Source organism: Chitinophaga sp. W3I9, assembly GCF_050434025.1.
Classification (GTDB): Bacteria; Bacteroidota; Bacteroidia; order Chitinophagales; family Chitinophagaceae; genus Chitinophaga.
Genome location: NZ_JBNPWC010000001.1, coordinates 5,391,009 through 5,404,292, shown reverse-complemented (window position 1 = coordinate 5,404,292; position 13,284 = coordinate 5,391,009). Strand labels below are relative to the sequence as shown.

Sequence of the window (13,284 nt, the reverse complement as noted above, 5' to 3'; positions counted from 1 at the left end):
CTAACGAGCTATAAAATATTTCCTGCCGGTGGTTGTGCCCTGCTGTTTTTATAGATTAATTCCAGCCATTGCTGATAGCTTTGGCTACATTCGGATTGTAATTTTTTTCTACATCGGGAATAGGCAGCAGGAGGTGTTTATCCTGGAATGGCTGTATGCCGGTGCCAGGTTCTGCGGCCTTTTCCGCGTTGATAGTTTGTTTGATAATACCCCAGCGCAACAGATCGAAATAGCGGGCTTGTTCACCGCATAATTCCAGCTGCCGTTCGCGCATCAGTATCTTCATCGCGTTTGCTTTATCGCCCAGCGTGGTATATAAAAATGCGTGCGAGCGGGAACGTATGCTGTCGATCAGCGCCAGTGGTGCACTGCCTGTATTCCCTTGCTGGATCTGCGCTTCAGCCAGCATCAGCATTACGTCTGCGAAGCGGATCACCTGCCCGTTGATAGGGCTTTTAGGATCGCCATATTTTTCCATAAGATTGTAGTACTCATATTTCTTCCAGCGATAATCGCCCTGCGGATCGTTGGTGTCAAACGGATACGCCTTTGCACCGGTAGCGCACTGCTGGCAGTATTCGGTTTCTCCTCCGGAGGCAGCGGTGCCGTAGAAGGTGGATTTGGCACGGGGATCTGTATACGGCAGGCCGTTTGCAGGATTCGTGTAAGTAAATGCTTTTACAGCGGCGTTGCTGATGTATACATTCTTCCAATCATTCCAGCCATATTCCATGGCACGGCCTGAATGTGTTTGTTTACCTACCTGTTCAGCGCCATTGCCAAACATATAGTAAGGAGAACCAATGCCCCAGTCGGTCCACTGTTGGTTCATGATCTGGAAGATGTTTTCCGTTGAGTTCTGGTTGGTAGTGCTGAAAAGATTATCAAAAGAAGGATCGAGCTGGTAGGTGTACGGTGCACCCATCAGTTTTTGAAGTTCTGTTTGTGCAGGCACCCATTTTTTCTGGTAGAGGTATACTTTGCCAAGTAAGGCGGTGACAGCGCCTTTGGTGGCCCGGCCCAATTCTGCGTTAGGATATACAGTGGGCAATTCGGCAGTGGCCTGTGCTTCTGTGAGGTCTTTTTCTATTTGTTTCCACACATCCACAGCAGGGCTTCGGGATAAATAGTTGTTGTTGACGGTAGACTGATAGTCGACGTACAGTGGTACATCTCCCCATAATGTTACAAGGTGAAAATATGCATATGCCCGCAGGAACTTTACCTCTGCGAGGTACTGATTTAATTTTGCGCGATCGTTGGTAGCGGTGGGATTCCAGGCTGCGGCGCGGTCAATCACCAGGTTGGTTCTGAAGATCATCCGGTACAGGGAGCCCCATAAAGAGCTGAGATCTGCATTGCTGGTACCAAAGCTATAGTCGCCCAGTTCCTGTTCTGCGCCCTGCAAAAAGCTGGCGCGTTTGGCATCATGTCCCAGCAGGTCGAAAATAAAGTAGTACTCCCGCGCCCATAATCCCGGATGGAGTAATGTGGCGTAACTGGCCACGGTAGCTTGGTTGAGCGCACTGATGTTGGTAAAATAAGTGTCGTATGCGTAGGCGCTTTGATCCACCAGTTCGAGGCGTGACTTTTTGCATCCCTGTGCAACGGTGACCAGTGCGGCGGTTAGTAGCAAATGATATATATACTTCTTCATAAAATACTTTTTAAAAATTAAAACCCTAATTGAATACCTGCCAGGAAAGTCTTTGGTTGAGGTACCTGTCCCTGGTCAATACCACGTGCAAACAGGTAGTCGCCCGATATTTCCGGATCGTAGCCGGTGTAATTCGTGATGGTGATCAGGTTTTGCGCTGCCACATAAATGCGGAGTGATTTAACAGTGCCTTTAGTCATAGTACTTAACATGGCCAATGGTGCGTTGTAACCAATGGTAATGTTTCTCAGACGCAGGTAGCTGCCATCTTCCAGCCACCAGTCGGACGGACGGAGATTGCCATTGCCGGTAGCATTTTGTCCGATTCTTGGCAAAGCCGCTACATCACCGGGTTTACGCCATCTGTCGAGTATGTCGGTAGAAGCGTTGTGACCCGTGGCCATAATGCTGGTATTTAATTTTAAGCCGTTCAGGAGTTTTAATCCGCTGATACCGGAGAGTACCAGGTTCAGGTCGAAGTTTTTATAAGCTACGCCGGCGTTGATACCATAAATGTATTTCGGAATGGCATTGCCAAGTATTTCCTGGTCTTTCGCGTTAACGACACCATCGCCGTTGATATCTTTATAGATAAAATCTCCGGGTAACAATCCATCCTGGTACTTAGCGTTTGCCTGGCCTGTTTTTTTAGCAGCTTCCTGGTCCAGTGCGGTGATTTCCGCGGCATCCCTGGCCACATGATCCATCCGGTAGCCATAAAAGGAACCGATAGCATAACCGGCAGCAGTATACGTAGTAGCTGGCACTGGTGTAAAGGCGCCGGCCTGGATAGGTGCGGAGAACTGATCGCCCAATGACAATACTTTGTTGCTGTTGATAGACCCGTTTACGCTTACATTATAGCTGAAATTATTATTGATCTTGTCCTTATACCCGATGGTAAGTTCAAAGCCTTTATTTTGCGCATCGGCTGCATTCACCGTTTTCTTTGGCTGGGTGCCGGTAGGGCTTACGCCAATACTGGCCGGCAGGAGGGTGGTAACCAGCAGGCCGGTACTTTTACGGTTGTACCAATCAGCTTCAATGGTCAGGCGGTTATTTAAAAATGCCAGGTCGATGCCGATATCAGTTTGGGCCGTTTGTTCCCATTTCAGATCGGGGTTATTTAACGTGGTAAGCGTGGTGCCGGAAACAAATGTTTCGTTACTGCCAAAGGAATATACCAGTGAGCCTCCCGGAGTACCCTGGTAAGTTTTCGACGTATTCAGGAAGTTGGGAATGCTGTTGTTACCGGTTTGTCCCCAGCTGGCGCTGAGTTTACCATCCGATAACACGGGGAATGTCTTCTTCATAAATCCTTCCTCTGAAAAGCGCCATGACACGCCCGCTGCGGCGAAGTTACCATAACGGTTGTTGGCACCGAAGTTGGAGGCACCATCCCTGCGATAGCTGGTGGTGAGGATATACTTATCATCAAAAGTATAGTTCAACCGGCCGTAATAAGAGATCACCGAAGGGCGGGCATAATTGGAATAGGAGTTGGTAACCGATTGGGAAGAAGCTACGCCCACGTTGGTAATATTATCGTTAGGCTGACCAGTACCTCTGATAGTAGAGCCATTGGTGATTCCCGGATCGATATAACTTTGTCCTGCTATTAAAAAGAGCTGGTGTTTACCGTGTACTTTATCGTACGACAGGTAGTTTTCCAGCATATAATAAGAGTTCTCTGTAAAGCCCAGCATCGACTGGCGGGCCTGGTTCAGGAAGTTGGACGACTGGTACTGTTGCTGGTAACTATTGTTCCGGTTGGTGTTCACTTCTGCTGCAAACTGCGAGCGGAATTTCAGTCCGTCGATGATGCGTACCTCACCGGACAGCTGCGGAAAGAAGGCCAGTGATTTGCTCGTTTGACTTTTCATGGCAATATCCTGCAGGGGGTTGCTGGCGTTGCTGTAGTCGTCGATGTTGGACAGGATAGAGTAGCCACCCTGTATATTTGGGTCCAGTATGGGTTTATAGGGCGCGTACTGGATGGCGTTGATGATGCTGGCATAATTGCCGTTGCCCACATACTGCCTGAATATCAGGTTCTGGGTAAACCGGAAGCGTCCCAGTATTTCTTCCAGTCCTACGCGGGCCTGGAATCTTTTGTTGGTAGCGTTGGTGATGATAGCCTGCTGATTGATATAGGTGGCAGATACAGAGTAGTTCACTTTTTCCCCGCCGCCGCTGATATTGAGATCGTGTTCAGATACAAGTGCATTGCGGAAAGTTTCGTCCTGCCAGTCGGTGCTGTCCTGTAATACCGCTGCTGTATTGAACTTCGCCGGGAGTACGGCGTTTTTGGTAGCGGCGAGGTCTTTCAGCGCATCTACATATTGCGCGGCATTGAGGAGGTCCAGTTTTTTCCATGCTTTGGCTACACCCCATTGGGAAGTAAAGCTAACGCGGGGAGGTCCGGGCTTTCCTTTTTTGGTAGTGATGATCACTACGCCGTTGGCAGCTGCAGAACCGTAGATAGCGGTTGAAGACGCATCTTTCAGGATGGTGATGCTTTCTATATCCTGGGGATTGAGTGTATTAAACAGGTTTTTTGTTCCCTGGATACCATCAACTACATACAGGGGATTGATGTCGGTGAAACTGCCTGTACCGCGAATGATGATCTGGGCATCTGCACCGGCGGCGCCGCTGTTTTGTACCACCTGTACGCCGGCTGCTTTGCCGATGAGCAGCTGGGAAGGGTTGGTGGCATTTACTGCACCGGCTTCTTTTACGGTCACCACGTTAAAGGCGCCTACCACATCTTTTTTCCGGGCGGTACCATAGCCGATAACGATGAAATCGCTCAGGGCTGCTACCGTTTTCACGAGGCGTACCGAAAAAGTTAATGTGGCGCCTGGCTTGAGACTGACATTATTGAGTTGTTGTGTTTCAAAACCCATGTAAGAAACGCTGAGTAAATATTTGCCTTCCGGTGGTAATCCCGAGAAACGGAATACGCCGTTGCTGTCGGTGATTACGCCGGCCGAATACTTTGTTTTTTCATTCAGCGCTACAACGGAGGCATTGGGGAGGAGTTCGCCCTGATCGGTGCGCACTGTTCCGGTTACCTGCAGGCGGCCCTGGGCCTGAGAAGACATCGATACACCTCCTAACAGCATGCATAGCAGCAGGAGTAAACGCCATTTTGGTCGATAAAACATTTTCATAACTGGGACGTGTTTTTTTTGAATCCGGGGCATAGCAAGCCCCGGGCGCCTTTGCGCCTTTTGTGGAATAGAACTGTAATTTGTTGAATTATTTCTTCTTAATAATAAATCCGCTATCGTTCCGGATAAGCTTCAGATTATTGGGAAGCGTTAAATCGGTCAGTATCTTCACCAGTGAGTCCGTCTTTTCAAACTTACCATCGAAATAAATTTCCGTCACATCCGACGGATAATAATAGATGGCTACGCCGTAATAGTTGCTCAGCTGATCGAGGACCTGTGCCATTGGTTGATTATTGAATTTATACCAGTCCGGCTTTGCACTGCTCGTGCCGTTGTTTCCTGCTTTTACTAATATATCCGTGCCCGTAGTATTGAAGTCTGCTACGATGGATTTTCCTGTTTTGCGGTAATACCGGAGCTCTTTGCCGGGTGTAAGTACTACCTTTTTATTATTGGCGGCACCCTGTATCAATACTTTACCGGTATTGAGCCTTACGGTGATTATATCTTCCGCCGGGATTGCTTTCACATGAAAAAAGGTGCCCAGAACGGTGGTATTCAGTTCGCTGCTATACACAACGAAGGGATGTAATTTATCAGCTACTACGGTAAAATCTGCTTCTCCTGAGAGATATATGTTCCTGTTTTCCCTGAACTGTTTATCATATACTATGCTGGCCGCCGGGAACAGCTGTATCACGGATCCGTCCGGCAGTACGGTGGTGATGGTTTTGCCGCTGTTGTTTTCCGCACGTTCCTGTTGTTCCCGCGGAATAGATGGCATTGCTGCGGAAGCAACGGTTGTTTCCTTTTGATGGTCACGGTTTACCAGTAACAAGCTTGCGCCTATCAGCACGCCGGCAGTTATTGCTGCGACGGCCACTCGTTTCGCCCATTTCATACGGCTATTGGCAGATGCACTTTGGCGGTGGATATTTTTCAGCCACTGCTGGGAAACAGTTTCCGGAAAATTACCATCGTCCTGTATTTGCAGGAATTCTTCTTCCGGCAGATATTTCTCCAGTACTTCCGGATGCTCCCGGAGATACGTGGCTATCTCACGGGCTTCTGCCGGTGTGCATTGATTGCTAAAGAACCGCGCCAGTAATTCGTCATTTATCATATTATGTACGGCTGATAGATAAGTAATACGTTCGTGAAAGGCCAACTACTTAGTCGGAATGGAAAAATATTTTCAAAACGGGAAAAAGCAGGCTACAAGGGATAGCAGCAGCCCGAGATAATGTTTTATTTGCCTGATGGCCTGGAAGATGTGTGACTCTACTGTTCTGGACGACAAGGAAAGTTCATGCGCTATTTGCTGGTAGCTCATGCCTTTAAAACGGCTCATTTCAAATACTTTACGGCGCATAGGCGGCATTTCCTCCAATGCGTGGGCCAGTTTATGCTGCAGTTCCTTTTCGGCCAGCTTGCCCCAGAGCTCATCCGCCGGCAGGGTATACCGCTCAATTACATGGATCACCTTTTCCTTGTACACGGTTTCCTTCCGGAGAAAGTCGATCAGGGTAGTGCGGGCAATCCGGAACAGCTGGAGCTGCACGTCGAGGTCGTCTGCCAGGCTTTCCCGGTAGTTCCAGAATTTGATGAATGTAAGCTGTACTACCTCCTCTGCGATGAAAGAAGATTTTGTTTTCCGGAGAATAAAATAGTAGATCCTTTTGTGGCAGGAATAATATACTTCATTAAATACCAAAAGGTTACCTTGTTTCAAAGCAGCTATAGTATTCACAACGTGGCGTTTTACTATGGCAATTTAAATAAATAAAAGCGGGATTTCCTATAAAAGGATGATAATGAAGGAATCGAAGGTAATGGAGCAGCTCCCGGAAAGTCTTGCCCGATACAACGGCAGCGCGTTGAAAAATCCCTGTAAACCAGTAGCATAAAATCCCTGATTACCAGTAGTCCAACAAGCCGGAAAAGCGTTTACTTTTGACGAGGAATTACATACACAAAGTATCTTGCAGATTACAAGAAATCACAATCGGTTACCTATATTTTGGACAAAGCATATTGAACAAGCATGATCGGTTTTAAGCATTCCCGGGTACGGGGCATTGTTTTTACGCTGCAGCTCCTCATTACAGCAGGTTTCTGTAAAGCACAAGTCGCGTTAACACCAGGGAACATTCCTTTTGATACAAAATTCCTCAAAACCGGGAAGTATGAAATGGGCTGTTTTATTGTAGATGGCGCCATGGAAAGGGAGATCAGTTCATTTATCATTGATATTAATGCGAATAAAGAGACCTTGTCTATTTATACCACATTATACCAGGCCGGTTCTGATGATCCACGGGTTGACACCATTATTTCTGACGGGAAGACCTTTACCCCTCTTTACCGTTCCTCTTTTAACAGCAACTATGAATTGCAGCTGAAGTATGGGAAGGAAGTTACAGGTTATCATTACGACAAACAAAGCCGCAAAAAGCGTGTCATTAAGGAACCGGTAACAGAAGCATTTTTTGATGGTTATTGTTATCCCTATCTACTTGGATTGCTTCCGCTTACTTCCGGGTACAGTGCAAATATGCCGGTGTACGATTACCGGCCCGAGAATACGAATAATTTAAAGAAGGCGCTTATTGAGGAAGTAACCAGCGGTATGTACACCAGCAGCCTTACCGGTGCGCATAAAGTTTGGCTGGTGACCGTATTTGAGGAGGCCACCAAAGACAAGTACGTGTATCACATCGACAAAGAAACCCGCCGGTTGTGGAAGGTGGATATCCATTCCAATGCCGGTCAGCATATTCTGATGGTGGACAGGGAGACAGATTTTAATCCCTTTAAGAACACTTTTGATAAAGTGGCTACCATGAAACTGATCAAGTCGGGCAGCGCGGTAATTAGCGGGCAGGCCTTTGCAAAAGATAACGAGAATGAAGGAATGCTGAAAGGTATTGCTGTACTCAATATCAATAAAAAGCAATTCGCACCGACAGGTACCTCCATCGTTTTGATTCCCTATACCGATTTCTTTAAAGAGTGGGTGAAATTAAATGAATCATCCAGGAAAAAAGGAAGACCTGTTCCACTTCCTAAAGAGGCGGCAGAGTGTATCAAGACGGCAACGGTATATGACGACAAGGGACATTTTGAATTTGTAAACCTGATGCCCGGCGACTACCTGATCTTTGCGGAATTTGGTTACGTTCATACCTCCAGGAGAACCGAAGTAGTGGGTTATACTGATACTTATGTAAATGGCTTGTACCAGGGCACGCGAGAGAACACCACCGTCAGGAGTTATGCTGGTAATGCTGGCGCCAGTGTTAAAAAGGTAGTGACGATAGAAAAGGAAGGAGAGAAAGTAGATATAAAACTGAAGAAGACTTTATAATTACTTAGGCGGATACTCAATGCCGGCTTCCTGGATCAGCTCATATCCATACTTCATAATATGTTCAATCACCGGTATTGCTTTCAATCCTTTTGAAGTAATCGCATATTCAACTTTAGGCGGCACAACCGGGTAAACGGTCCGCCTGATCAATCCCTTTTCCTCCAGTTCCTTCAGTTGGCTTGCCAGCATTTTATGAGTGATATGCGGAATGTCTTTTTTTAATTCTCCATACCGGAGCACATTGGACTGAAGACGCCAGAGTATCGGCATTTTCCAGGTGCCGCCAATATGCTTCAGTGCAAATTCCATTGGGGTATAGTAGAGCGTCTTATCATGAAAAAATTCAGGCATGAGTAAAAATTTGAATATCAACACACTTTCCTTTTTGTAAGTATATCACATAAAAGTGCATATCGTCTATTGAAGTGATGGTATTTTAATTTGCGCCAAAATTATAGATAATATGGATTACATAAAAATTTCAAAAGAAGCGGTTGGCTATTTATATAAATTTCATGAAACGTTGAGACAGTCGGAGATAGATGTTAAATTAATCGCCCTTGCAGAACTGCGGGTATCTCAAATAAATGGTTGTGCCTATTGCTGCAGTTTTCATGCTAATGAGCTCCGTGAGTTTGGATATGACCAGCGTTTACTGGACAAATTACCCGGATGGAAACTTTCTTCCTCATTTGATGCCAGGCAGAAATCAGTATTACAATGGGCTGAAGCCATCACACAATTGCACGGTGATTTAACCGGCTACCAGCGGGATCTTGAAAATCATTTCTCCACAAAAGAAATAGTAGATTTGACCACCAGCATTTCGCTTATGAATGCTTTAAACCGGCTTCGTATATCATTGGGAGATCATTAACTAATATGCACTTGATAAGATATTTCCGCAACAACGCTCACTTAAAAGGAAGTTCCCAATTGCGTAAAAACTATTCCGGATACGCGTGGGTTGCCGCTGCATATTTGTCCATTTTTGCGGACAAAAAATAACAATGATCTCCAAAATATTTGCCTTTGCTATCTTTTCACTGACATTATTTATAAATGGCATTTCAGCGCAAAGCATTAACCCTGGCGCTTTAAAGGGCACGGTGTATACATCCGACAAGAAAGCGGCTGCCTATGTAACTATTGTGATGAAAGAAGCCAGGCGCAGCGTGTTAACAGATGAAACAGGGAGTTTCCAGATAAACCGGATCCTGCCCGGCAGTTATGAGTTGGTGATTTCTCTCATGGGCTATGAAACATTGCAACGGAGTATTACCATTCGCCCGGGCAGTACGGAAACTATTTCCCTGCAATTACAGGTATCAGAAAAGCAACTCGCCGAGGTAAACGTTACTTCCGGCAGGAACCGGTTTATTAAAACACAAAGCGTCTTCGCGGCTAAGATGCCATTGAACAACCTCGAAAACCCACAGGTGTATACAACGGTAACACAGGCATTATTACAGGACCAGCTGAATGTTGTTTATGCAGATGCACTGAAAAACGTTCCTGGTGTAATCATGCAACTGGAGAATAACAGTGCAGGCGGTACGGTTACTTCCCGTGGCTTTGCCACACAGTCATTTCTCCGGAACGGCGTGCCGGGTATTATTGGCGGCGGTACACTGGACCCCGCCAATATTGAAAGCATTGAAGCGATAAAAGGGCCCTCCGGCGCCCTGTTTGGTTCCAGCCTGGTATCGTTTGGCGGCTTGTTTAACCGCGTCACAAAAAAACCGCTCGACACCTTTCAAACCCGTATAGGCTTCACCGGTGGAGGATTTGGGCTCAGCCGGTTTGAGGCAGATGTGAATGTACCCGTTGATAAGGCACACCGGGTATTGGCAAGAGTAAATGCCGCCCAGTATGCAGAAGGCAGTTTTCAGGATGCAGGCTTTAAAAATTATTTTTTCGTGGCCCCGGTGGTTACGTATCAGCTGTCAGAAAAAACAAAGCTGACAGTGGAAGTGGAGTACAAGAAGGAGAAGGCAAACAGCTTTTACCGGCTTTTCGCTGATGGAAGCTATAATAGCGGCGTGCGGAGTCCCGAAGCGCTGAACATGGATTTTAAAAGGCGGTTCAGCAACGACGACCTTTTTGTAACCACCACCAATACCAACTTCTTTGCAGAGCTCCAGCACCGTTTTTCAGACGTATGGCAAGCCCGCGCCACCTATACCTATCTCACTTCGCAGGCCGGCGGGGTAACTGGCTATTTAAGTATGAAAGCCGGGAATGATTCGCTCAGCCGCAATGTGACCTATACGGAATATACGAATAGCTATGCCACCGACTTTCAATATAATCTGACAGGCGATTTTAAAATAGGCCGCCTGCGAAACCGCCTGCTGGTTGGAACGGATATCTATTCGGCAACTACCAGGTCCAGTTCTCCCGGAACAGTTGTCTTTGATGTGGTAAGCGTAACCAAGCCAGGGGCAGCGTATTCCGCCCTGAACCGGCTGGCGTTACAGGACAGGATAAAGGGCCTCGCATTTACCCGCACCAAAGCTGTGCAAAATATGTATAGTGTATATGTGCAGGATGTACTCAATATTACGGAGCAGCTTATAGCCATGGCCAGTGTCCGCGTGGACTATTTCGACAATCCCGGCACAAAGAATCTGACGAGGGACACCACCACGGGCAAGTATAACCAAACGGCAGTATCGCCAAAATTCGGACTTGTTTACCAGATCATAGCAGACCAGCTTTCCCTGTTTGGGAACTACAGCAATGGATTTCAAAATATAGCACCTGTGCAGCAGCCCGATGGCACCACCAGCAATTTCAAGCCGAGCCAGGCCAATCAATGGGAAGGAGGTATTAAAGCCGGGTTGGCGAATGGTAAATTAGCAGGAAGCCTGAGTTATTACTCCATCCGCGTGTCGGATGTTACCCGTCCGGATGCTCCCGAACGGCCTGCATTTACTGTTCAAAATGGTATACAGTACAGCAAAGGAATTGAGGGGGAAATTACAGCCATGCCTTTCCGCGGATTACATATCGTGGCAGGGTATGCGTATAACGACAGCAAGCTTAAGAAAAGCAGTCCGGCCCTGGAAGGCTTCCGGCCAGGCAGTGCCGGCCCCCGCAACCTGGCCAACTTCTGGCTGAGCTACCGCGTGCCCGCCGGTCAGCTAAAAGGACTGGGGATAGGCTTCGGAGGTAATTATGCCGACGATAACATTGTAGACGTAAGCACCACTTCGCTTTATACCCTGCCCGCTTTTACCACGCTGAATGCTTCCCTTAGCTATGAACAACCGCGTTACCGTGTTATTGTAAAGGCTGATAACCTGAATAATGAAAAATATTGGGTAGGATGGGCAACTACAATTCCGCAAATGCCGTTCCGTTTAAGCGCTGCCGGATATCTCAAATTTTAAATGCTGAATGATGCAATGGGAACATTTTCGAATAGCGAAAGTCTTCCCATTGCCTGGGAATTTTTTTTCCAAAACAGTACTATGGATGCGGCGGCATTGGCGTATGCGTACCAATTGGCCTGATGGTCCACCAAACGGTATACAGCCGGCTGTTCATGGCCCATTTGTTAAAGGCCGTTTTTTGCATGAACAGGAATCTTTTCTTAATCCGCGCTCTGAGGCTCTCGCTGGCAGAGGCATTGTTATATCTATCCGATAACAGGTTCAATCTGCGTACGAAATCCACTTCTTCATAGTAGATGATCATGGCTAACTGGTGGTCCGGGTTTAATGCCGCTTCATTTTCACCATGCCCATCATCTTCTTCTACTTCTACTTCCTTCTCTTTTCTCGTTTTCTTCTTTCTCTCGTTTCTGACCTGGTTCAGCTGTTCCCGGACTGATACTGCTTTTACAAAGGGAAAGCATCTTTCCGGAATAACAATTTCCCCACCTCCGGACATGATATAATAGCATAATTCGTTGCCATATTCCTTATCGAGAATATCTACATGATTACTCTCCTCGTTAGGTGATTTTCTCGCCGCAATGCCTGACTTGATATATATGGCAACAAAGCTGTCGCCATATACGACGCCGCTCACAACGGTAGCAAGCTTTTTTTTCCCTACATGTGATACGTAAAACCCAGGTCCTTTGCCTATATGATTGGCTGAATCTATTTTTTCCACTGCGGGGCCGTTCGCCACGAGGCTCTCCACGTTTGCATGTTCAGTTTCGTGGATGCCGAGCTTTTTCAGTCCCCGGAAAGTCTCGGGGAAATTTTCCCATCCAAACTCCTCAGGCGTCTGACGGCGTTGCCGTTGCTGGGATACCTGCGGCACCTGGACAAATGAAAAGCTTTGGGCGCCCGGGAAATCTTCAGGTCCAAATCCTTCATCCTCTCCTAATTCTTCTTCATTTCCTCCATCCTTTTTCTCTTTTTCTTCTTCTTCATCTGCTGATGATTCTCCCTCCAGGTCTTCAATTATATTACCAACGTAAATGTCATCGCTGTTAAGTAACCGGATTAGTCTTATCAGTTCTGTCTTTTCGTTTTCTTTCAGTGGCTTGGTTACCCCAAAATGGGGATGCCAGCCCATGGCAAGCTTCAGGTCATCTAGTTTTGACGACCCTGTAACGTCCACACCGTTGATCAGCATCAGTTGGGCGGTGGGAACAGTTAAAGGAGGCGCCTGTTTTTTGAAATCTTTATAGGGTCCGGCTGCGGGATCTTTTGCAAGCTGTACGGCCTTATGGCCCATTTCGTCAGCTTCTTTTTCCAGGCCAGCATCATTATTGATGTTTACCTTGCCTTTCAACTGCGTAGTTGGACTTACTCTTCCCTGCTTTTGCTGCACAACATGCCAGGCTTCATGTGGCAGATGCTTTTCCTGACCAGGCGCCAGATGTATGTCCGTTCCCCGGGCAAAAGCGTGCGCCTGTAGTTGTGAAGGCTGATGGGAATTGTAATGTACGTTTACATCATCCATTGCATAACCCGACAAATTTTCAATACCTGATTTAAGGCTATCGGGCAAACCGGTGTTATTTGATTTTAATTGAAACGGCTTTATATCTGCCTGCCTGTTTTCATCATTTCCAGTTCCCCCCCGGAATAGCTGAACGGCTGTTGAGTTCATTT

At 46.9% G+C, this 13,284-nt stretch carries 9 protein-coding genes; 3 read left to right on the top strand and 6 right to left on the bottom strand.

The window, feature by feature from the left end; all coding sequences use genetic code 11:
- Positions 1-55: 55 nt before the first annotated feature.
- The 4 genes from QFZ51_RS21840 to QFZ51_RS21825 all read right to left on the bottom strand — a co-directional run bounded on the left by QFZ51_RS21840 (position 56) and on the right by QFZ51_RS21825 (position 6,586).
- A complete protein-coding gene (locus QFZ51_RS21840; protein ID WP_429048848.1) occupies positions 56-1,657 on the bottom strand; it encodes a RagB/SusD family nutrient uptake outer membrane protein in 1,602 nt (533 codons plus the stop codon).
- 17 nt (positions 1,658-1,674) lie between these two features.
- Positions 1,675-4,833 (bottom strand): SusC/RagA family TonB-linked outer membrane protein, encoded by a 3,159-nt coding sequence (locus QFZ51_RS21835; protein ID WP_429048846.1) that lies wholly within the window; start codon positions 4,831-4,833, stop codon positions 1,675-1,677.
- Positions 4,834-4,921: 88 nt separating this feature from the next.
- Positions 4,922-5,959, bottom strand: coding sequence for a FecR family protein (locus QFZ51_RS21830; protein WP_429048845.1), 1,038 nt, complete (start codon positions 5,957-5,959; stop codon positions 4,922-4,924).
- 72 nt (positions 5,960-6,031) lie between these two features.
- On the bottom strand, positions 6,032-6,586 hold the full coding sequence (locus tag QFZ51_RS21825) for a sigma-70 family RNA polymerase sigma factor (RefSeq protein WP_429048843.1): 555 nt from the start codon (positions 6,584-6,586) through the stop codon (positions 6,032-6,034).
- Positions 6,587-6,880: 294 nt separating this feature from the next.
- Between QFZ51_RS21825 and QFZ51_RS21820 the strand changes: the two genes are divergently transcribed.
- Positions 6,881-8,203 carry a hypothetical protein gene (locus QFZ51_RS21820; protein ID WP_429048842.1) on the top strand — a complete coding sequence of 441 codons (1,323 nt, stop codon included), beginning with the start codon at positions 6,881-6,883 and terminating at the stop codon, positions 8,201-8,203.
- On the opposite strand, the gene QFZ51_RS21815 is transcribed toward QFZ51_RS21820, so the two are convergent.
- On the bottom strand, positions 8,204-8,557 hold the full coding sequence (locus QFZ51_RS21815) for a winged helix-turn-helix transcriptional regulator (protein ID WP_429048840.1): 354 nt from the start codon (positions 8,555-8,557) through the stop codon (positions 8,204-8,206).
- 112 nt (positions 8,558-8,669) lie between these two features.
- Here QFZ51_RS21815 and QFZ51_RS21810 point away from each other — a divergent pair, with 112 nt between their 5' ends.
- Both QFZ51_RS21810 and QFZ51_RS21805 read left to right on the top strand, forming a co-directional pair.
- Positions 8,670-9,083 carry a carboxymuconolactone decarboxylase family protein gene (locus QFZ51_RS21810; protein ID WP_429048838.1) on the top strand — a complete coding sequence of 138 codons (414 nt, stop codon included), beginning with the start codon at positions 8,670-8,672 and terminating at the stop codon, positions 9,081-9,083.
- 133 nt (positions 9,084-9,216) lie between these two features.
- Positions 9,217-11,601 (top strand): TonB-dependent siderophore receptor, encoded by a 2,385-nt coding sequence (locus tag QFZ51_RS21805; RefSeq protein WP_429048837.1) that lies wholly within the window; start codon positions 9,217-9,219, stop codon positions 11,599-11,601.
- A gap of 79 nt (positions 11,602-11,680) precedes the next feature.
- Here the strand turns inward: QFZ51_RS21805 and QFZ51_RS21800 are convergent, their stop codons facing one another.
- A complete protein-coding gene (locus QFZ51_RS21800; RefSeq protein WP_429048836.1) occupies positions 11,681-13,180 on the bottom strand; it encodes a DUF4157 domain-containing protein in 1,500 nt (499 codons plus the stop codon).
- Positions 13,181-13,284: the final 104 nt, after the last annotated feature.